Source organism: Bradyrhizobium sp. 137 (genome assembly GCF_023074095.1).
Lineage (GTDB): Bacteria > Pseudomonadota > Alphaproteobacteria > Rhizobiales > Xanthobacteraceae > Bradyrhizobium.
In genome coordinates, this window is sequence record NZ_JADPKU010000055.1 from 260402 (window position 1) to 280339 (window position 19938).

At 63.5% G+C, this 19938-nt stretch carries 16 protein-coding genes and 1 tRNA gene; 13 read left to right on the top strand and 4 right to left on the bottom strand.

The genetic code is table 11. From position 1 onward, the window contains the following. Window positions 1-265 precede the first annotated feature (265 nt). On the top strand, window positions 266-1642 hold the full coding sequence (locus IVA78_RS17620) for a cytochrome P450 (RefSeq protein ID WP_247281999.1): 1377 nt from the start codon (window positions 266-268) through the stop codon (window positions 1640-1642). Window positions 1643-1852: 210 nt separating this feature from the next. Here the strand turns inward: IVA78_RS17620 and IVA78_RS17625 are convergent, their stop codons facing one another. After that, window positions 1853-2692, bottom strand: coding sequence for a glucose 1-dehydrogenase (locus IVA78_RS17625; RefSeq protein ID WP_247282000.1), 840 nt, complete (start codon window positions 2690-2692; stop codon window positions 1853-1855). Between the two features lie 180 nt (window positions 2693-2872). Between IVA78_RS17625 and IVA78_RS17630 the strand changes: the two genes are divergently transcribed. The 10 genes from IVA78_RS17630 (at window position 2873) to IVA78_RS17675 (ending at window position 15507) form a co-directional block, all read left to right on the top strand. After that, window positions 2873-3838 carry a sensor histidine kinase gene (locus tag IVA78_RS17630; RefSeq protein WP_247282001.1) on the top strand — a complete coding sequence of 322 codons (966 nt, stop codon included), beginning with the start codon at window positions 2873-2875 and terminating at the stop codon, window positions 3836-3838. 318 nt (window positions 3839-4156) lie between these two features. Next, a complete protein-coding gene (locus IVA78_RS17635; protein WP_247282002.1) occupies window positions 4157-5890 on the top strand; it encodes an EAL domain-containing protein in 1734 nt (577 codons plus the stop codon). A 240-nt stretch (window positions 5891-6130) separates the two neighbouring features. Next, on the top strand, window positions 6131-7315 hold the full coding sequence (locus IVA78_RS17640; protein ID WP_247282003.1) for a substrate-binding domain-containing protein: 1185 nt from the start codon (window positions 6131-6133) through the stop codon (window positions 7313-7315). Between the two features lie 172 nt (window positions 7316-7487). After that, on the top strand, window positions 7488-8264 hold the full coding sequence (locus IVA78_RS17645) for an ABC transporter ATP-binding protein (protein ID WP_247282004.1): 777 nt from the start codon (window positions 7488-7490) through the stop codon (window positions 8262-8264). Next, window positions 8261-8983, top strand: a complete 723-nt coding sequence (locus IVA78_RS17650) for an ABC transporter ATP-binding protein (protein WP_247282005.1) — start codon at window positions 8261-8263, stop codon at window positions 8981-8983. The genes IVA78_RS17645 and IVA78_RS17650 overlap by 4 nt, the downstream gene beginning before the upstream one ends. Beyond that, window positions 8980-9990, top strand: a complete 1011-nt coding sequence (locus IVA78_RS17655) for a branched-chain amino acid ABC transporter permease (RefSeq protein WP_247282006.1) — start codon at window positions 8980-8982, stop codon at window positions 9988-9990. The genes IVA78_RS17650 and IVA78_RS17655 overlap by 4 nt, the downstream gene beginning before the upstream one ends. Then, window positions 9987-11072 carry a branched-chain amino acid ABC transporter permease gene (locus IVA78_RS17660; RefSeq protein ID WP_247282007.1) on the top strand — a complete coding sequence of 362 codons (1086 nt, stop codon included), beginning with the start codon at window positions 9987-9989 and terminating at the stop codon, window positions 11070-11072. The genes IVA78_RS17655 and IVA78_RS17660 overlap by 4 nt, the downstream gene beginning before the upstream one ends. 135 nt (window positions 11073-11207) lie before the next feature. Next, complete coding sequence (locus tag IVA78_RS17665) at window positions 11208-14318, top strand: EAL domain-containing protein (RefSeq protein ID WP_247282008.1); 3111 nt, start codon at window positions 11208-11210, stop codon at window positions 14316-14318. Further along, window positions 14318-15370, top strand: a complete 1053-nt coding sequence (locus tag IVA78_RS17670; RefSeq protein ID WP_247282009.1) for a diguanylate cyclase — start codon at window positions 14318-14320, stop codon at window positions 15368-15370. The genes IVA78_RS17665 and IVA78_RS17670 overlap by 1 nt, the downstream gene beginning before the upstream one ends. A 60-nt stretch (window positions 15371-15430) precedes the next feature. Further along, window positions 15431-15507 (top strand) — tRNA-Arg (locus IVA78_RS17675). 27 nt (window positions 15508-15534) lie between these two features. On the opposite strand, the gene IVA78_RS17680 is transcribed toward IVA78_RS17675, so the two are convergent. Beyond that, window positions 15535-15744: a hypothetical protein gene (locus IVA78_RS17680; RefSeq protein ID WP_247282010.1), complete on the bottom strand. Its 210-nt coding sequence runs from the start codon at window positions 15742-15744 to the stop codon at window positions 15535-15537. Between the two features lie 220 nt (window positions 15745-15964). Here IVA78_RS17680 and dinB point away from each other — a divergent pair, with 220 nt between their 5' ends. Next, the gene (dinB, locus tag IVA78_RS17685; RefSeq protein ID WP_247418284.1) at window positions 15965-17065 is read left to right on the top strand and encodes a DNA polymerase IV; all 1101 of its coding nucleotides are present in this window, start codon (window positions 15965-15967) and stop codon (window positions 17063-17065) included. Between the two features lie 105 nt (window positions 17066-17170). Next, window positions 17171-18607, top strand: coding sequence for a HAMP domain-containing sensor histidine kinase (locus IVA78_RS17690; RefSeq protein WP_247282011.1), 1437 nt, complete (start codon window positions 17171-17173; stop codon window positions 18605-18607). 76 nt (window positions 18608-18683) lie between these two features. Here IVA78_RS17690 and IVA78_RS17695 read toward each other — a convergent pair whose 3' ends face one another. Together IVA78_RS17695 and IVA78_RS17700 are read right to left on the bottom strand one after the other, a co-directional pair. Further along, a complete protein-coding gene (locus IVA78_RS17695) occupies window positions 18684-18977 on the bottom strand; it encodes a hypothetical protein (RefSeq protein ID WP_018319488.1) in 294 nt (97 codons plus the stop codon). 217 nt (window positions 18978-19194) lie between these two features. Next, the gene (locus IVA78_RS17700; RefSeq protein ID WP_247466728.1) at window positions 19195-19881 is read right to left on the bottom strand and encodes a DNA-3-methyladenine glycosylase I; all 687 of its coding nucleotides are present in this window, start codon (window positions 19879-19881) and stop codon (window positions 19195-19197) included. Window positions 19882-19938: the final 57 nt, after the last annotated feature.

Consider the following 19938-nt stretch of genomic DNA (forward strand, 5'->3'; position numbering starts at 1 on the left):
GACCCGGTGGCGGTCTCCTCAGGATCAGGCTAAGCGGCATCGGCGTCCGCCGAATCTGCTGCCGCGCGCTCCGTCCTCATCCTGAGGGCCCACCAAAGGCGGGCGTCTCGAAGGATCGGCCGCAAGGACTGCTCTCAAATGCGATTGTCCCGGCTTCGCCGGGACGACAACGACGCGCGTGTGACGATTTTGTGCGCAAACGACCGCCGTGTCATCGCAATCGGCTGTGCTATGCTGACCGTGTCCGCCAACCGGAGCGATCGTCATGTCGATGCAGAATGTGGCCGCCCCTGCGCTTCAGTTCACTGCGCCCAGGCGCAACGAGCTGACGCACATTCCCGGCGACGAGGGCTGGCCGATCATCGGCAAGACCTTTCAGGTGCTCGCCGACCCCAAGGGCCACGTCGAGGCGAACGGCGCCAAATACGGCCCGGTCTACCGCACGCACATTTTCGGCGAGACCAATGTCGTGCTGCTCGGTCCGGAAGCGAACGAGCTCGTGATGTTCGACCAGCAGAAGCTGTTCTCGTCGACACACGGCTGGAACAGGGTGCTCGGTCTGTTGTTTCCGCGCGGGCTGATGCTGCTCGATTTCGATGAGCACCGCCTGCATCGCAAGGCGCTGTCGGTCGCGTTCAAGTCCGGTCCGATGAAGTCGTATCTGCGCGATCTCGATCGCGGCATTTCCGCGCGCGTCGCGCAGTGGAAGGCCAAGCCCGGCGAGATGCAGCTCTACCCGGCGATGAAGCAGCTCACGCTCGATCTCGCTGCGGCCTCGTTTCTCGGCGCCGACATCGGACCGGAAGTCGACGAGATCAACCGTGCCTTCATCGACATGGTCGCGGCCGCCGTCGCCCCGATCCGCCGCCCCCTGCCGGGCACCCAGATGGCGCGAGGCGTGAAGGGGCGCAAACGCATCGTCGCCTATTTCCGCGAGCAGATTCCGCTGCGACGCGGCAATCATGGCGGCGACGACCTGTTCTCGCAGCTCTGCCGCGCCACCCATGAAGACGGCGCGCTGCTGTCGGAGCAGGACATCGTCGACCATATGAGCTTCCTGATGATGGCGGCGCACGACACGCTGACCTCGTCCCTGACCTCCTTCATCGGCGAGCTCGCGGCAAATCCGGACTGGCAGAACAGGCTGCGGGAGGAGGTCCTCGCGCTGGGGCTCGCTCCGAATGCGCCGAGCAGCTTCGACGATCTGGAAAAGATGCCGCTGTCGGAGATGGCGTTTAAGGAGGCGCTGCGGATCAAGCCGCCGGTACCATCGATGCCGCGCCGCGCGATGCGCGCTTTCACTTTCAAGGGCTTTACGATCCCCGCCGGCACCGCCGTCGGCGTCAATCCGCTCTACACACATCACATGAAGGACATCTGGCCGGAGCCGGACCGCTTCGATCCTCTGCGGTTCACCGAGGAAGCCCAGCGCAACCGCCACCGCTTCGCCTTTGTGCCGTTCGGCGGCGGCGCGCATATGTGCCTCGGCCTGCACTTCGCCTATATGCAGACGAAATGCTTCGCGCGGCATTTTTTGCAGAACATCGAGGTGTCGCTGGAACCGGGCTACAAGCCGGACTGGCAGATGTGGCCGATCCCGAAGCCGCGGGACGGCTTGCAGGTGCGGGTGAAGGCGATTTAGCGCCACACCGTCATTGCGAGCGAAGCGAAGCAATCCAGACTATCTCCGCGGAAACAGGCTGGATTGCTTCGTCGCCCGCGACAAAATTGCTTCGCAATTTGATCGCGGACTCCTCGCAATGACGAGATCGGATTGATAGCTCGCAGCACAAGAAGCGCACTCCCTCTCCCGCAAGCGGGAGAGGTGTTGGAGCCCGCCTCCCGCTCGCCGCTACGCCCCCTGATCGAACGCCTTGCGCAAGGCCACGTAACCCTGTTGCTGCTGGCTCCAGTTGCGGCCGCCGGTCATGGCACCGTCGACGACGAGGTCGTGGCCGTTGATGAAGCTGGACTCGTCGCTCGCCAGGAACACCGCGGCGTGGGCGATGTCATCAGGGAGACCGGCGCGCGGGATCGGCTGCGCGGTCTTGTAGACCTCGCGCATCACCGCCGGCGTCTTCTCGGCTGCGTCGGTCGACAGCCCGAGTGCCTTGCCGAAGATTCCGGTTGCGATCGCGCCGGGCGAGATCGAGTTGACGCGCACGTTTGACTCGCCGAGCTCCATCGCCACGCATTTGGTGAGATGGATCACCGCCGCCTTGGCCGCGCTATAGACCATCGAGGACGAGAACCCGGCGAGACGGCCGGCGATGCTGCCATTGTTGATGATGCTGCCAAAACCCTGCTTCTTCATGTGGGGCGCTGCGTGCTTCATGCCGAGCATGACGCTGCGCACCAGCGTCGCCATCGCCGCGTCGAACCGCTCGACCTCGAGGCCTTCGATGCCCCCGGTCTGCGCCGGACCGCCGGCATTATTGAAGAGGCAATCGATCTTGCCGAATTTGTCCACCGCGAGCGCGATCAGCGCCTGCATCTGCGCTTCGACCGTCACGTCCGTCTGGCGGAAGACGCAAGTCGGCCCGAGCTGCTTCGCCAGCGCCTCGCCTTCGGCGATGCGCCGGCCCGCGATCACAATTTTGGCACCTTCGGCAACGAAGACTTCCGCGGTGCGCAATCCGATCCCGCTCGTCGCGCCGGTGATGATCGCAATCTTGCCGTCCAGCCTGCCCATGTAATGTTCCCGTTTTCGAATGATTTGATTTTCAGATGGCGGACACTGACAGATGACGGCGCCGCGACGGTCACTATTCCCGCCGACCCGTGGCAAGGCAAGCTTTGCTTGCGTGTCCGACATGCGTAACATTCGAACCCATGGCTCGACTTTCGGACGGGCATCGCGACCGGGCTGGGCATGGGGAAGCTGATCGACGAGTTCCGCAAGGGCTGGCAGGGCGTGGCACCGCCATCGCTCGGTCTGAGCATCGCCTTCGCGGTCGCCTGCCTGCTGCTCGCGACGCTGTCGCGCTGGGCTCTCGCCCAGGTGCGGCCAGACGTCTACTTCACCCCGTATTTCCCGGCCGTGTTCTTCGCCGCCGCGTTCGGAGGCTTCCGGATCGGCATCGTGACCGCACTTTTCGGCGGCGTGCTCGGCGTGATCGTCAATTTCGGCGATGCCTCTGCCGACCGCGCCCGGTTTGCGCTGCTGACGCTCTATTGGGTGGTCTGTGCACTCACCATCTGGGGTGTCGAGCACTATCGTACCCTGCTGATCGAGCAGCGCCGGATTTCCAAACGCCTGATCGAGGAAGAAGACTATCGCAAGCTGCTGGTCGACGAGCTCCAGCACCGGCTCAAGAACAAGCTGTCGACGGTGCACGCCGTGCTGCACCAGGTGCTGCACGACCAGCCGCAGGTCTGGGCCCGGATCGATCCGAGGCTGCGGTCGCTGGCCAGCACCGACGATTTGATCTCACGGATCGACAAGGCGGGCTGCGACATCCGCGACCTCCTGATCGCGGAGCTCGGGCCTTACGGCCATGTGCGCTTCACCCTCAACGGCGACCGGCTGTTCCTGCCGCCGAAGCTCGCGGTCACGCTGTCACTGATGTTTCACGAGCTCGCCACCAATGCAGGCAAATATGGCGCGTTCTCTGCACCGCGCGGATTGTTGCAGGTGTCCTGGACGGTCACCGGCGATCGCCTGACCATCACTTGGGATGAGACCGAGGGGCCGAGCATCGGCGAGGTGTCGGCACCGGGCTTCGGCACCAAATTGCTGAAGTCGGCGCTAACCGCCTTCGACGGCAAGACCGAGCTCTCATTCTTGAAAACCGGCCTCCATTGCATCATGCAATGCCGTATCCCCAAGAGCGGCTGACGGACAACAAAGTTCGGTCGATCGGGTCACCTCTCCCCGGAGAGAGAGGTGATCGAGCCCGGGGCTCGCATCGGTTCAGCCAAAGCTCATCGCGCCGCCGGATTGTTACAAGCGAAAGAGAACGCGCGCTCCACTCGCAGTTTCCCTGGGCGCATTGACGCCCTGTTAATGACGATCGGCGGCGCGCGTCGCATGGTCGCAAGTTTCGGCCAAAACACCCCCGTATTTCTTCGGACCCCTTAACCAAACTTAAGAGGGAACCGCGCAAGATCGCGTCCATTGCAAAGGCGCGCTGAAACAACAAGATTCATGACTTCTATGAACGACAATAAATATTTTGGCGCGAGCGAAGCCGAGCTCGGATTTCTCAAGGAAATCGTTAGAATGCTGCCGGCCGGCCTGACCGTGCAGGACGCGCACGGCGAGCTGCTGCTGGTTAACGATGCCGCGGCTGCCCAGCTCGGCATCGACGGCAGCCGTCCCTCGCCCGATCTGTCGCCGCGCCGCGAAGCCTGTCGGCAGGCGCTGAGCGCCGGCCAGCCGGTCGTCACCGAGGAAGCCATTCACAACGGCGCCGCGCGCCAGGTGCTGCTCACGACCCATCGTCCCGTCCGCCTCGCCGGACGCGAGCTCCTGATCTCGGCTTCCTCCGACATCACCGAGCAGAAGAATTTCGAGGACCAGCTGTTCCGCTCGGCCTATTTCGACGAGCTGACCGGGCTGCCCTCGCGGCGCGTGATCGAGCATCACGCCAACGGCCTGCTCGCGCGCGATGGCGGCGAGCGGTTCGCGCTGGCCTTTCTCGACGTCGACAATTTCAAGCACATCAACGACTATTACGGCCACGCAGTCGGCGATGCGCTGCTGGTCGAGCTGTCGAAGCGGCTCGGACGCGACTTGCGCGATTCCGACATGCTCTCGCGCATCTCCGGCGACGAATTCCTGCTGCTGCTGTCGCCGATCCAGAGCCAGGAGGAAGTTGCCGAATTCATGCAATCGACCCTGGAGCGGCTCACCGCGCCGTTCTTCATCGACACTTCGGAAGTCTTCGCCTCCACCTCGGTCGGCATCAGCCTCTACCCCGATCACGGACGCAGCTTCGAGACTCTGCGCCAGAACGCCGACATCGCGATGTACCGCATCAAGAACGATGGCAAGGGGTCGGCGGCTTTCTTCGATTCCAGCATGGAGCGAGAGGCGCTGGCGCGAATGAAGGTTGAGCAGTCGCTACGACTTGCCATCCTGGAGAAGCGCTTCTGCTGCGCGTTCCAATCCAAGGTCGACATCAGGACGCAGGCCGTGACGGGCATCGAGGCCCTGGTGCGCCTGCGTGACGACGAAGGCGTGATCCAGGCGCCCGGCTCGTTCATCAACCTCGCCAGCGAGCTCGGACTGATCGATGAGCTGACCCATCTCGTGCTGGCCGAGATCGTCAAGTCGATCGACCTGATCAACGAGACCTTCGGCGCCGAAGCAACCATCAGCATCAACGTCGCCGCCAAGCAGGCCGGCAACCCCGAGTTCATGCGCAGCTTCGCGCAAGCGCTGGACGACACTGGCTTTCCCAGCCGCTTCATGATCGAAGTAACGGAAGACGCCTTTGTCGCCAAGAATCATTTCCAGGCCGAAATCCTGCCGACGTTCCGCAAGCTCGGCGTCGGCATCTCAATCGACGATTTCGGCATCGGCTATTCCTCGCTCTCGGCGCTCGCCGACATCACTGCCGACGAGATCAAGATCGACCGCTCCTTCATCACCGACATCCATAAGCGTCCGCGCAGCCAGGGCATTTTGCGCGCGATCGAATCCTTGAGCGAAGCGCTCGGCATGACCGTGATTGCCGAGGGCCTCGAATCCTACGAGGAGCTCGCCTATCTCCAGGCCGCGACCAAGATCCGCTACGCGCAGGGCTATTACTTCTCCCGGCCGATCTTCCTGGAGGAGCTGAAGCTCGTAACACCAATCTCCAGCGAAGCGCGCGTCAACATGGTGAGCCGCCCGACGCAGCAGAACCGCCAAGGCTATTCGCGGGCGAGCGGGTACCGGCGATAGGGTTGCCTTTCAGGCAGGTAGATTCAAAGCCTGGTAACCCGATCCTGTGATGATTGCGGCGCACCTGCAAGATCTGCTCTGCCGATTTCCTGGGCAGGCGGCAACCGGCGATCAAGACAAGACGCTGTCACAGCTGTCACACATGGTCTCACGCGCCAGACCACCGTAAGGTGGAATTGCAAAGTTTCTCGGCGTGTGCAAATCGCTGTTGCCAGAAGCTTTAAATCAGGAGGGAATATCGTGCGTCGATCATTTATCATGGCAACAGCCGTCCTCGCGCTCGCCGCGGGCGCGTCCGCACGGGCCGACGATCTCAAGATCGCGCTTATCTATGGCAAGACCGGTCCGCTGGAGGCCTATGCCAAGCAGACCGAGACCGGCCTGCAAATGGGCTTTGAATACGCCACCAAGGGCACCATGACGCTCGACGGCCGCAAGATCGTCGTCATCACCAAGGATGACCAGGGCAAGCCCGATCTCGCCAAGGCCGCCCTCGCGGAAGCCTATCAGGACGACAAGGCCGACATCGCGATCGGCACGACCTCGTCGGCCGCGGCGCTCGCCATTCTTCCCGTCGCCGAGGAGAACAAGAAGATTCTGATCGTCGAGCCTGCGGTCGCGGATCAGATTACCGGCGAGAAGTGGAATCGCTACATCTTCCGGACGGCGCGCAACTCCTCGCAGGACGCGATCTCCAACGCGGTCGCCATCGGCAAGCAGGGCGTCACAGTCGCGACGCTGGCGCAGGACTACGCCTTCGGCCGTGACGGCGTCGCCGCCTTCAAGGAGGCGCTCGCCAAGACGGGCGCGACGCTGGCCGCCGAGGAATACGCGCCGACCTCGACCACCGACTTCACCGCCGTCGGCCAGCGCCTGTTCGACGCGCTGAAGGACAAGCCAGGCCGCAAGGTGATCTGGGTGATCTGGGCCGGCGCGGGCAATCCGCTGGCCAAGCTCCAGGACATGGATCCCAAGCGCTACGGCATCGAGCTGTCGACCGGCGGCAACATCCTGCCGGCGCTCGCCGCCTATAAGGGCCTGCCCGGCATGGAAGGCGCGACCTACTATTTCTACGAAATCCCGAAGAACCCGGTGAACGACTGGCTGGTCGCCGAGCACCAGAAGCGCTTCAAAGCGCCGCCGGACTTCTTCACCGCGGGCGGCTTTGCCGCCGCGATGTCCGTCGTCGCCGCCGTCACCAAGGCGAAGTCGACCGACACCGAGAAGCTGATCACGGCAATGGAAGGCCTGGAATTCGATACGCCGAAGGGCAAGATGGTGTTCCGCAAAGAGGACCATCAGGCGCTCCAGAGCATGTATCACTTCAAGGTCAAGGTCGATCCGAACGTCGCCTGGGCCGTGCTCGAGCCGGTGCGCGAGCTGAAGATCGAGGACATGGACGTGCCGGTCCGCAACAAGCGGTAGGGCGGTGGTGCTTCACCTCTCCCGCTTGCGGGAGAGGCCGGGAGAGGGTTTTTCCTCTTGGGGATTCTCGATTGTCGAAACAGCCCTCTCCCCAGCCCTCCCCCCGCAAGCGGGGGAGGGAGCGCAGCGTGATCGCGGATATATCTCCGTTTCCATCATTCGCCGGACTCCAATGCCGCTGACCCTCGAAACCCGCGACCTCACCATCCGCTTCGGCGGCCATGTCGCGGTCAACAACGTCACCTGCACGTTCCGCCCGGGCGAGCTCACCGCCATCGTCGGGCCGAACGGCGCCGGCAAGACCACCTATTTCAATTTGATCTCGGGTCAGCTGCGCGCATCCAGCGGCAGCATCCTGTTCGACGGCATTGATATCACGGGGCAGTCCGCGCCGATGCGGACGCGCGCAGGCCTCGGGCGTGCCTTCCAGCTCACGAATCTTTTCCCGAACCTCACCGTGGAGGAGAACGTCCGCCTCGCGGTGCAGGCTGCGAACGGCACTCATTACGATATGCTGCGGCCCTGGATGGTCCGCCGCGACCTGATCACCCGCGCAGACGGCATCCTCGACCAGGTCGCGCTCGGCAGCCGGCGCGGCGTCGCCGCGACCGCCCTGTCGCATGGCGACCAGCGCAAGCTCGAGGTGGCGCTGATGATGGCGCTGGAGCCGAAGGTGTTCATGTTCGACGAGCCGACCGCCGGCATGAGCATCGACGAGGTGCCCGTCGTCCTGAACCTGATCGCGCAGCTCAAACAGGACCTAAACAAGATCATCCTGCTCGTCGAGCACAAGATGGACGTGGTGCGCTCGCTCGCCGACCGCATCATCGTGCTGCATAACGGCCAGCTCGTCGCCGACGGCAGGCCTGCCGAAGTGATCGCCTCGCCGATCGTGCAGGAGGCCTATCTCGGCGTGGCGCCCAAGACGGCTGCAGGGAGTGCAGCATGACCGACCTTTTAAGACTCTCCGGCGTGCACACCCATATCGGCCGCTATCACATTCTCCAGGGCATCGATCTCGCGGTTCCGCAGGGGCAGACCACGATGCTGCTCGGCCGCAATGGTGCCGGCAAGACCACGACGCTGCGCACCATCATGGGCCTGTGGCAGGCCTCGCACGGCGAGATCAGCTTCGCCGGGCAGCGGATCGAGCGCCGCGCCACGCCCGACATCGCGCGGCTCGGCGTCGGTTACGTGCCGGAGAGCATGGCCGTGTTTTCCGACCTCACGGTGAAAGAGAATTTGGTCCTGGCGGCGCGCGATGGTCCGCTGGACGATGCCCAGCTCGACTGGATCTTTGGCTTCTTCCCGGCGCTGCGCCGCTTCTGGCTGTCGCGTGCGGGAAGCCTCTCGGGCGGGCAGAAGCAGATGTTGTCGATCGCGCGCGCCATCATCGAGCCGCGCAAGCTTCTCTTGATCGACGAGCCGACCAAGGGCCTCGCGCCTGCCATCGTCATGGCGCTGATCGAGTGCCTGAAGGAAATCAAGCGCAAGGGCGCGACGATCCTGCTGGTCGAACAGAATTTCTTTGCCGCCCGCGAGCTCGGCGACAACGTGCTGGTGATGGACAACGGTACCATCGTCCATCGCGGCGAGATGGCGGCGCTGGCCGCCGACATGCCGCTGCAAGAGCGACTGCTCGGCCTGAGCCTGGAGGCGCATCAGTGACTGAACTCGCCGCAAATGATCCGCTGCCGAAGCCGAAGCGCGACATCGCACCGATCCTGCTGCCGGTCGCGCTCGCGCTTGTCATGATCCCGCTGATCGGCTCGCCCAGCACCTGGCTGACCTTGACCGCCGCCAGCCTCGCCATGGGCATGATGATCTTCATCATGGCTTCCGGTCTAACCCTGGTGTTCGGCCTGATGGACGTGCTCAATTTCGGCCACGGCGCCTTCATCGCGGTCGGCGCCTATGTCGCGACCCTGGTGCTGGCGCCGTTTGCAGCCTCGATCCAGGCCGATTCGCTGTGGGTGAACCTCGCGGTGCTGGCGCCAGCAGCGCTGCTGTCGATGGCCGTGTCCGGCGCGCTCGGCCTGGTCGTCGAGCGCGTGCTGATCCTTCCTGTTTATGGCCAGCATCTGAAGCAGATCCTGATGACGACCGGCGGCCTGATCGTCGCCGAGCAGACGCTGTATGCGCTGTGGGGACCGCAGATCATCCCGATGCCGCTGCCCACCTCGCTGCGCGGCTCCTTCATTCTCGGCGACGTCGCGATCGCCAAATACCGCGTGCTGGCGATGCTGATCGGCCTCGCCGTCTTCATCGCGATCCAGCTCGTGCTCAACCGCACCAAGCTTGGCCTCCTGATCCGCGCCGGCGTCGAGAACCGCGAGATGGTCGAGGCGCTCGGCTATCGTATCCGCCGCCTGTTCCTGGGCGTGTTCATGACGGGATCGGCGCTCGCGGGCCTCGGCGGTGTGATGTGGGCGCTCTATCGCGAGCAGGTCCATGCCTCCATGAGCGACGAGCTCACCGTGCTGATCTTCATCGTCGTCATCATCGGCGGGCTCGGGTCGATCGGCGGCTGCTTCATCGGCGCCATCCTCGTGGCCATGGTTGCCAATTACGGCGGTTTCCTGGTGCCGAAGCTCGCCCTCGTCTCCAACATCCTGCTGATGGTCGCCATTCTGATGTGGCGGCCGCGCGGCCTCTATGCGGTGACCAGCCGATGATGATCCTCTCAGGCGACCCGCCGCGCAGCCGTGTTCTCACGCTTGTTCTCGTCCTCATCATCCTGGCGCTGGCGGCGACGCCATTCCTGTTCCCGGGCGCCAAGGCGCTCAACGTCGCAGCCAAGATCTGCGTCTTCGCCGCCCTTGTCGCATCCTACGACCTGTTGCTCGGCTATACCGGCTCGGTGTCGTTCGCCCACACCATGTTCTACGGCATCGGCAGCTACGCGATCGCGATCGCGCTGTACGGGATGGGCCCGAACTGGGCCGCGGTCGCGACCGGCATCGTCATCGGCCTGCCGCTCGCGGCCCTGTTGGCGCTCGCGATCGGGCTGTTCTCACTGCGGGTGGCCGCGATCTTCTTTGCCATGATCACGCTCGCGGTCGCCTCCGCCTTCCAGGTGCTGGCCTCGCAGCTGTCCTGGCTGACCGGCGGCGAGGATGGACGCAGTTTTCAGCTTCCCGAGCTGCTGCGGCCCGGCACGGTGCTGGTCTCCAAGAACCTGTTCGGCTTCGAGATCAACGGCCGCATCCTCACCTACTACCTGGTATTCGCCATCTCCGCCCTGATGATCCTCGCTTTGCTGCGGGTGGTGAACTCACCGTTCGGACGCGTGCTCCAGGCCATCCGCGAGAACCGTTTTCGCGCCGAGGCGCTGGGCTTCCGCACCGTCTTCCACCTGACCTACGCCAACTGCATCGCCGCATCGGTCGCTGCGAGCGCCGGCATCCTGAATGCGCTGTGGCTGCGCTATGCCGGGCCCGACACCTCCCTCAGCTTCTCGATCATGCTGGACATCCTGCTGATGGTCGTGATCGGCGGCATGGGCACGATCTACGGCGCGATCATCGGGGCTGCCATCTTCATCCTCGCGCAGAACTATTTGCAGTCGCTGATGGGCGTCGCGTCCAAGGCGGCGTCGGAAGCCGGGCTACCGCTGCTGCCGGGGCTGTTGCATCCCGACCGCTGGCTGCTGTGGCTCGGGCTGCTGTTCATCGCCAGCGTGTACTTCTTCCCGACCGGCGTGGTCGGACGGCTGCGCAATGCCGGCGGCGCCAAGAGCGGCAGCGCCTCGCATTAAGCCGCTGTTAGTGATGCAGCGCAGCGGTTCGCTGCACACAGACGCGATCGCGCGACGGGATTAATGCTCAGGTAACTGGCTTTCCTAAGCTTTAGGCCATTTGTGTGGTGTATTCCTGCTGTTGCGGGAGGGGGAATGCGCCAGGTATTTGCAACGATCGCTGCCGGAATGTCGCAGGCCGCGAGCAACGGCCGGAGGGCGGCCATTCGGCGCGGGCCAGTGCTGTGGCTGACCCTGTGCGGCGTGCTGCTGGTCGCGGGCATCTTCACCGTGACCGCCATGGCCGTCGGCGAGTTTCGCGAGCGAACCCTGGCCAACCGCGAACGCGAGCTGGAAAACACCGTGCAACTGATCGCTCGACACTTCGATCAGCAATTCGAGGATTCCGACGTCGTCGCCACCGATGTAATCGCGCAGATGAACCTGCCGGAGATCAGCTCGCCCGCGATGTTCCGCGAGCACATGTCCGGGCTCGCGACGAACCAGATGCTACGCAGCAAGATCAGTTCGGTGTCCAATCTTGGCGACATCGCGATCTACGACGCCGACGGCGAGCTGATCAACTGGTCGCGGGCCCAGCCGCTGCCGAAGATCAACATCTCTTCTCGCGCCTACTTCCAGTCGTTCAAATCCGATCCCAAGGCCGAGCCGGTCATCCTGGAATCCGTCCGCAGCTACATCATTGGTAAATGGACCACGGTCGTCGCGCGGCGGCTGAACGGCGCCGACGGCTCCTTCCTCGGCGCGATGGTCCGGCGAATTGATCCCGACAGCTACCGGCAATATTTTGCATCTGTCGCGCTTGCCGAGGGGACGGCGATCTCGCTGTTCGATCGCGAAGGCAAGATGCTGGCGCGCTATCCGCACGTCGAAGAATTGATCGGACGGAGCTTCAAGGATGCCCCGCTGATGCGGAAGGTGCTGACCAATGGCGGTCAGCACACGCTTCGCGTCAGGAGTCCGATCGACGGCGAGGAGCGGCTCGGCTCGGCCGCGTCCCTCAATCATTTTCCGCTGGTCATCGTCGCGACCAATACGATGTCGGCTGCGCTTGCCGACTGGCGGCAGCAGACCGGCTTCATGGTCACGACCGCGACGCTTTCGGCCGCTATGATCGCGCTGATCCTGTATCTGATCATCCGGCAGATCAACCGGCAGAGCCGCGAGGCCCAGGAGCGAATCGAATTGGAGCGGCAGCGGCTTGACACTGCCCTCAACAACATGTCGCAGGGGCTGATCCTGTACGATGCCGCCGGATATATCGTCATTTGCAACCGCCGCTACGCGGACATGTTCGGTCTCTCGCACGACGTCATCAAACCCGGCTGCCACATCCGCGAGGCGATGTATCACCGCAAGGAGCGCGGCGCGTTCGATGGCAATGTCGAGGAATTTTGCGCCGAGGTCATGCGGATCGCGGCGGAAGGCACGGTCTCCACGCGAACTCATCAGCTAGCCAACGGCCGCGCATTCCAGGTCATCAACACGCCACTGGCGCAAGGCGGATGGGTTGCCACGATCGAAGACATTACCGAGCGTCGCAACCTGGAGCAGGAGCGCGACCGCAACCACACCTTCCTGCGCGAGATCATCGACCACATTCCCTCGCAGATCACGGTGAAGGATGCGCGCACGCGGCAATATCTGCTGCTCAATGGCGTCGCCGAACAACTGTTCGGCCAGTCTCGCCAGGATGTCGTCGGCAAGACCGCTTTCGACATCTTCCCTGAGGCGCCTGCCGCCCGTATCACCGAAGATGACAGCAGCGCGCTGAAATCGGCCAAGGGATTGTTCAAGGACGAACACCCCTGGCAGATGCCAGGCATGGGGCTTCGCTACATTACTTCGACCCGGATCGGCATCCGTGACGAAGCCGGCGAGCCGCGCTATCTCATTCATGTCATCGATGATGTCACCGAGCGGCGTCGCGCCGACGAGAAGATCGCGCACATGGCGCATTACGATGCGCTGACTGATCTACCGAACCGCACGCTGTTTCGCGAGCAGATCGAACGCGAGCTGGCGGAGGTCGCCGGCGGCGGGCAGTTCGCGCTGCTCTACATCGACGTCGACGAGTTCAAAGGCATCAACGATTCGCTCGGCCACCATGTCGGCGACGAGCTGTTGAAGGCAATCGCGGGCCGTCTCCGCGGCTGCCTCAAGCAGGGCGATCTGATCGCGCGGCTCGGCGGCGACGAATTCGCGGTCATCCAGACCGGGATCCAGTCCTCCGCCGACGTGGTGTCGTTCGTGACGCGGATGTACGAAGCGATCCGGCAGCCCTATCACTGTCTGGGCCATCAGCTCTCCACCGACGCGAGCATCGGGATCGCGCTGGCACCGCAGGACGGCTCCGATCTCGATCAGCTCATCAAGAATGCCGACCTCGCGATGTACGGCGCCAAGGCCGAAGGACGTCGCACCCACCGCTTCTTCGAGCCGGAGATGGACGCCTGCGCCAAGGCGCGTCTGACCATGGAGCAGGATCTGCGCCAGGCCCTGGTGAACGGCGGCTTCGAGATTCACTACCAGCCGCTGGTCGATCTACGCTCGGGCGAGGTCTCCGGCTGCGAAGCGTTGCTGCGCTGGCGCCATCCCGAGCGCGGCATGGTGTCGCCCGCCGAATTCATTCCAATCGCCGAGGACACCGGCCTGATCAACGAGCTCGGCGACTGGGTGCTGCGCATGGCCTGCAACGAGGCCGCGACCTGGCCGGCGCATGTGCGGGTTGCGGTCAACGTCTCGCCGGTGCAGCTCAAATGCGACACGCTGGCGTTGCGGATCGCCGGCGCGCTCGCCGCCTCCGGGCTCGACCCGCGCCGGCTCGAGCTCGAGATCACCGAGGCCGTGCTGATCCGCGACGACGAGGCGGCGCTCTCGATCCTGCACCAGCTCCGCGCCATCGGCGTGCGCATCGCGCTCGACGATTTCGGCACCGGCTATTCCTCGCTGAGCTATCTGAAGCGCTTCCCGTTTGACAAGATCAAGATCGATCGCTGCTTCGTCGCCGACATCGCGGAGACGAACGGTGCGCCGGTCATCGTGCAGGCCGTGGTGAACATCGCGGCCGCCAGCAGCATGACCACGGTCGCCGAAGGCGTCGAGACCGAAGCCCAGCGCGAGATGCTGCGCAAGCTCGGCTGCACGGAAATGCAGGGCTATCTTTTCAGCGCGCCGAAGCCGGCCAGCGAGGTGCGAAAACTGTTTCGCACAGGCGATGCCGCACCGGTGGCGGCGGTGGCGTGATGACGAAGTCAAAGAGTCCTTCCAAGACCGTCGATGTCGCGGACTCCTACGCGGTGCGGCTGATGCAGCATCTTGTGGTGCCGACTTTCGTGATCGACCCGAAGCGCCGCGTCGTGATCTGGAATCGTGCCTGCGAGCGGCTGACCGGCGTCGCCGCCTCGGAGGTGATCGGCACCAATAAGCACTGGCAGGCCTTCTACGAGACCAAGCGTCCCTGTCTCGCCGACCTGGTCGCTCTCGACCGTCCGGAGCAGCTGCCCGAGTTCTATTCGGAATATGCGGCGCGCGGTCATAACGGCCTCGGCTTTTCCGCGGAGAACTGGTGCGTGATGCCGAAGCTAGGCAGCCAGCTCTATCTCGCCATCGACGCCGGCCCGATCCACGATGAGGCCGGCCAACTGATCGCCGTGGTGGAAACGCTGCGCGACCTCACCGACCAGAAGCGCGCCGAGATGGCGCTGAAGGAGCTCGCCACCAAGGATGGGCTGACCGGCCTGTCGAACCGCCGCTCCTTCGACCAGATGCTGATGAGCGAATGGGCCCGCGCCCAGCGCACGCAGAAGCCGCTGGCAGTGCTGTTCGTCGACGTCGACCATTTCAAGCTGTTCAACGACCGCCACGGCCATCAGGCCGGCGATGAATGCCTGCGCGCGGTCGCCGCTGCCGTCAGCCGGCACGCCGTGCGGCCGCTCGATCTTGCCAGCCGCTATGGCGGCGAGGAGTTCGCGCTGATCCTGCCCGACACGACTTGCGACGCCGCCTGCGTCGTCGCCGACGAGATCCGCTGCGCTGTCATGAGCTTGCGGATCGCCCATGGCGCCACTGGCGCCGGCGACCACGTCACCCTCAGCGTCGGCGTCGCGAGCCACATTCCCGGCGAAGCCGATGGCGGGCCGGACCGGCTGCTCGGCGCGGCCGATCAGGCGCTCTATGCGGCGAAGCGGCTCGGCCGCAACCGCGTCATCTGCGCCGAACGGCTGCTCGCCGAATTCGCCGACCTTGCCCGGGAGGACGAGCCGGTTCCGGCCCCGGTCCGGCGCAAATCGGCTTAATCGCGAGCCGGTGAGAAGCGGTTGCCCGCCCCTCGCCAATCGGCTACATGAAGCCTCACTGCACCCGTAGCTCAGCTGGATAGAGCGTTGCCCTCCGAAGGCAAAGGTCACACGTTCGAATCGTGTCGGGTGCGCCAGCCTTGTCGCCGTTTTCATGCCGGCGCTTAGGTCAGCATCGAGACGATCGTCTGGATCTGGTCGGAGGCGGACGAGACCAGCCCGTCATATGACGTCTGACCATGTGCCGCAGCCTTCAAGATGTATTCCGCTACGGCCGCTTTCAGGCCGAACACCGACTGATCGGCCGGTACGCTCGCCATCACGGCCTCCAGCGCCTGCCGCATCGTCTGAATGAGTTCGGAGCTGTATTGCATTGGCTGTCCTCCGCGGGCTTATATTAGATTGCAGGCCCGCGCTCGCCACTCACAAGCGTGAGATTGCCGGTTGATGATCCGATACATTCCAGAGCGTCGCGCAGCGTCGGGCCATGCGGCTGAGTTCAGCCAGACGATGCCGGCCCCGGTGGCGACGAAGAGCGACAACTGAAACGTCCATCATCTCGCGCTTGACGTCTCTCAAATGTATTATCCTTCCATGACCGGATCCGACACGATGACCGGCGAAGCCTCGCCCATCCGCAAGATCATCCATATCGACATGGATGCTTTCTATGCGTCCGTGGAGCAGCGCGATAATCCGGACCTGCACGGAAAGCCGGTCGCAGTCGGAGGCTCTGCGGAACGCGGCGTCGTCGCGGCCGCCAGCTATGAAGCACGCAAGTTCGGTGTTCGCTCTGCCATGCCATCCGTGACTGCGAAGCGGCAGTGCCCCGATCTGATCTTCGTCAAGCCGCGCTTCGAGGTCTACAAGGCAATCAGCAGGCAAGTCCGCGACATCTTTGCCGAACACACGCCCATCATCGAGCCGTTGTCGCTCGACGAAGCGTATCTGGACGTCACCGAAAACCTGCAAGGCATTCCGCTCGCGCGCGACATCGCCCTGCGCATCCGCGAGAAGATCAAGGCCGAGACGGGCCTCAACGCGTCGGCGGGCATCTCCTACAACAAGTTTTTGGCGAAGCTCGCCTCCGATCATCGCAAGCCCAACGGCCAGTTCGTGATCTCGCCAGAGATGGGACCCGCGTTCGTCGAGACGCTGCCCGTCGGCAAGTTCCACGGGATAGGCCCGGCGACGCGCGCGAAGATGAACGCGCTCGGCATGTTCACCGGTCTCGACATCCGCAACCAGACGCTGGAGTTCATGAATGCGAATTTCGGCAAGTCGGGCGCGTACTATTATTGGATCTCACGCGGGGTGGACGAACGTCCAGTCCGGGCCGACCGGATCCGCAAGTCCATCGGCGCTGAGAACACGTTCTCAAGCGATCTCACCGAATTCGATGCGCTGGTCGCCGAGCTCAGACCTCTCGTTAACAAGGTCTGGCACCATTGCGAGGCCACCGGCAACCGCGGCCGCACCGTCACTCTGAAGATCAAGTTTGCCGACTTCGAGATCATCACGCGCAGCAGGTCCGTCCCGGGGGCGGTTGCGGGACGAGACGAACTGGAGCGGCTGGCCTGCGGCCTGCTCAAAATCGAGATGCCGCTGCCCAAGCGCGTCAGGCTGCTGGGGGTCTCGCTGTCTTCGCTCCAGGCCGGGGACGATGCGCAGCCGCAGCTGACATTGGGCATTTGAACGAGACCGGCGGGGATCCCGGCAAACGCGACATCTTTGTCCGCGACGCGCCTCCAAACCTGTCGTAGAGACAGCAAAACACGACTTTTCGCGATTGATGTTGGAATGCTTGCCCTATTGATACGCCTTGGACTGCGCTTCGAAGACCGCATCGAGGAGCGGCGGTTTGTCGACCAATACGTCCGGGGCAATCTCGGGTGGACGCAGATCGCGATGCTGCTCGGTGCCGCCACCTATGCCGGCTACACCATCTGGGATTGGGTGCTCTACCCCGAAGTCGTTCCGACCACGCTGGCCATCCGCGGCGGCACGGCTCTGTTCGTGCTGCTACCACTGACCGCGCTGCTGTCACGGCGATGGATGAAGCCGTGGGCCGAGACGATCTTCCTGGTCTATTGTGTCATTCCCGGCTGTATCCTGCCGAGCATTTATCTCGTCCTGCCGTCGGGCTTCACGTTTGCCGCTCCGGGCATGATGATGATCATCCTGTTCGTCTCGACCATGCTGCCGTTGCGGATCGGTTCGCTGGCTATTTTCTGTTTGCTCTCCTGGGTGGCGCTGCTGGTGGCCGAGACGTTCGCGCTGGCGATGCCGACGGGCCTGCGATTCATCAATCATTCTCTCGTCGGAAACGCTTACGCATTGTCGCTCTATGCCGTAGCGGCGCGCGAGTACCGGGCGCGAAAGCAATTCCGAACGTCCGAGGCGCTGCAACGGGAAAAAGAACGCTCGGAGAAATCGCTGCGCGATCTACGTGCGGCCCAGGAGCACCTTGTGCAGGCAGAAAAGCTCGCCTCGCTCGGACAATTGGTGGCAGGCGTCGCTCACGAAGTCAGCACCCCGCTCGGCCTGGCCTTGACGACCTCGACGGCCATGCAGACTGATCTCCAAGCAATGGCTGAGGCATTAGGTGGAGTGTCGGTCCGGCGATCCGATTTGACCAAGGGAATTGACAGGCTCAAGCAGGGGCTCGGTCTGACCTTCGATAACCTGCACCGCGCATCCGAAATGGTGCATAGTTTCAGGCAGGTCGCGGTGCATCAAGCCGATGAGGACCGGCGCACCTTCGAGCTCAAGGATTGGCTGTCAGAGTTGATGTCCAAACTCGGGCCGCTATTGTCGCACCACGCCCTGACGGTCGACGTGCAATGCCCGGCCGGAATCACGCTCAACAGCTATCCCGGAGCGCTCGCTCAGGTGATCAGCAATCTCGCTCTCAACAGTGCCGCGCACGCGTACCCTGACAAGAGAGGCGGCAGGTTTGTCATCACCGTTAGCCAACCGGACCCGACGTCAGTCCGCCTGGTCTGCGCCGATGAAGGCATCGGAATCCCCGAGCCATTGCAGGCTCACATCTTCGATCCGTTCGTTACGACCAGCCGGCAGCGTGGCAACGCCGGCCTGGGGCTCCACATCGCGTTCAATTTGGTTGTCTCATCGCTCAACGGGCGCTTGCGCCTCGAGAGCAAGGCGGGTCCGGGAACTCAGATCGCCATCGAGATTCCAGTTTCCTGCGACCACCTTGGAGCCGCCTGGGCATAGAGCGCTCGCGCGCGACTGATGGTGACGGAATTTTTTCAAATCCCGCCACCCATGAAAGTCGATCCGCTCGGGCCGATCAATGCCTCACGTGCTCGAACACCACGATCACGCCGGTCGGCTCGGGCTCGTGCGCCATGAGGCGGGTCAGGTCGGAATCGCCCCAATCGGCGAGGCTGACGACCTCGCCACTCTGGCGGTCGGCGCCGAGCGACGGTGTGGGTTCGAGGACCTTGAGGCCCATCTCGTCGACGAAGAAGGTGTGCTCGCCGAACATGCTGTTGAGCTGCGGCATGGCCGGATGCTCGTCGGGCAGCACCTGAGCGCCGAGTTGGTTGACGGTCTGCTTCACCTGTTCGGATGTGAGCTTCATGAGCTGCTCCGTTCTGTCACGTCGGGTTTCGTTGAGCTGAGCCAGAGCGGACGTTCCCTGCCTCGATGCGCCTGGCTCAAACGTCCGAACAAGTGCTGCGCACAATTGTTCCTGAGAAATGTATTTCGTGATCGCGCGCCGCATCTGCCGCGCTCGCGGCACGAGATCGCCACAGGAACCACACGATCCAGCGACCCGACGGCCTTCCACTAACCCGCTACTCGCTCCGGTCTCCGCCGGACGACAGCGCGCAGATGCGTGATAGATAGGTGTAGGGTAGGCCGGTCTCCTCGGCCCAGGCGTTGAATTGCGCCTGCACCTTGGCGAGATCACCCTTCGATCTCACCTCTTCGGCAATGTCGAGACCTGCACCGCGCAGGCAGGCGACAACGTCCTTGGAGGTCACAAAACCGTCCCAGCCAACGAAGCGCAGCAGCATCTGGCCGGTGTTGCCCCCTAACCGGCTGCCGCGCTTGGTGAGGAGATCGAGCAGGCCGATCTCGTCGGACGATGGCCATTTCGCCAGAAACTTGCCGAAGCTGCCGTGCTCCTTCGCGATCTCCTGCACGAAAGCGGCATTGTCGCGCACCGACATGATCTTGGCGCCATTGCGTACGATGCGTGTATCGCGCAGCAGGCCTTCCCAATAATCCTCGGGCTGGAAGCTGAGCTTGGCCGGCTGGAAATGCAGGAAGGCGGCTTCGAAACCGGTCCATTTCGACTCGATCACGCTCCATGCAAAGCCGGCGCAGAACACCCGTCTCGTCATCTCGGCGAGGATGCGGTCGTCGCCGAGCTTCGCCAGCCGCTTGAGGTCTGGTCTTGCCGGCATCAACTTCTCCAGCGCCTTGGGCCCACCCTTGCGTTTCTCGGCGCGGGCACGAATGGTCTTGAAGGAGGTCATGCGGACAAGAGCGGTTGAGGGTGCGTCACGAGATCAGAATTCGATGATCTGGTCCAG

Coding starts and splice junctions, on each gene's coding strand:
- IVA78_RS17620 (WP_247281999.1), top strand. CDS start 266: ATGTCGATGCAGAATGTGGCCGCCCCTGCGCTTCAGTTCACTGCGCCC.
- IVA78_RS17625 (WP_247282000.1), bottom strand. CDS start 2,692: ATGGGCAGGCTGGACGGCAAGATTGCGATCATCACCGGCGCGACGAGC.
- IVA78_RS17630 (WP_247282001.1), top strand. CDS start 2,873: ATGGGGAAGCTGATCGACGAGTTCCGCAAGGGCTGGCAGGGCGTGGCA.
- IVA78_RS17635 (WP_247282002.1), top strand. CDS start 4,157: ATGAACGACAATAAATATTTTGGCGCGAGCGAAGCCGAGCTCGGATTT.
- IVA78_RS17645 (WP_247282004.1), top strand. CDS start 7,488: ATGCCGCTGACCCTCGAAACCCGCGACCTCACCATCCGCTTCGGCGGC.
- IVA78_RS17650 (WP_247282005.1), top strand. CDS start 8,261: ATGACCGACCTTTTAAGACTCTCCGGCGTGCACACCCATATCGGCCGC.
- IVA78_RS17660 (WP_247282007.1), top strand. CDS start 9,987: ATGATGATCCTCTCAGGCGACCCGCCGCGCAGCCGTGTTCTCACGCTT.
- IVA78_RS17665 (WP_247282008.1), top strand. CDS start 11,208: ATGCGCCAGGTATTTGCAACGATCGCTGCCGGAATGTCGCAGGCCGCG.
- IVA78_RS17670 (WP_247282009.1), top strand. CDS start 14,318: ATGACGAAGTCAAAGAGTCCTTCCAAGACCGTCGATGTCGCGGACTCC.
- IVA78_RS17680 (WP_247282010.1), bottom strand. CDS start 15,744: ATGCAATACAGCTCCGAACTCATTCAGACGATGCGGCAGGCGCTGGAG.
- dinB (WP_247418284.1), top strand. CDS start 15,965: ATGACCGGATCCGACACGATGACCGGCGAAGCCTCGCCCATCCGCAAG.
- IVA78_RS17690 (WP_247282011.1), top strand. CDS start 17,171: ATGCTTGCCCTATTGATACGCCTTGGACTGCGCTTCGAAGACCGCATC.
- IVA78_RS17695 (WP_018319488.1), bottom strand. CDS start 18,977: ATGAAGCTCACATCCGAACAGGTGAAGCAGACCGTCAACCAACTCGGC.
- IVA78_RS17700 (WP_247466728.1), bottom strand. CDS start 19,881: ATGACCTCCTTCAAGACCATTCGTGCCCGCGCCGAGAAACGCAAGGGT.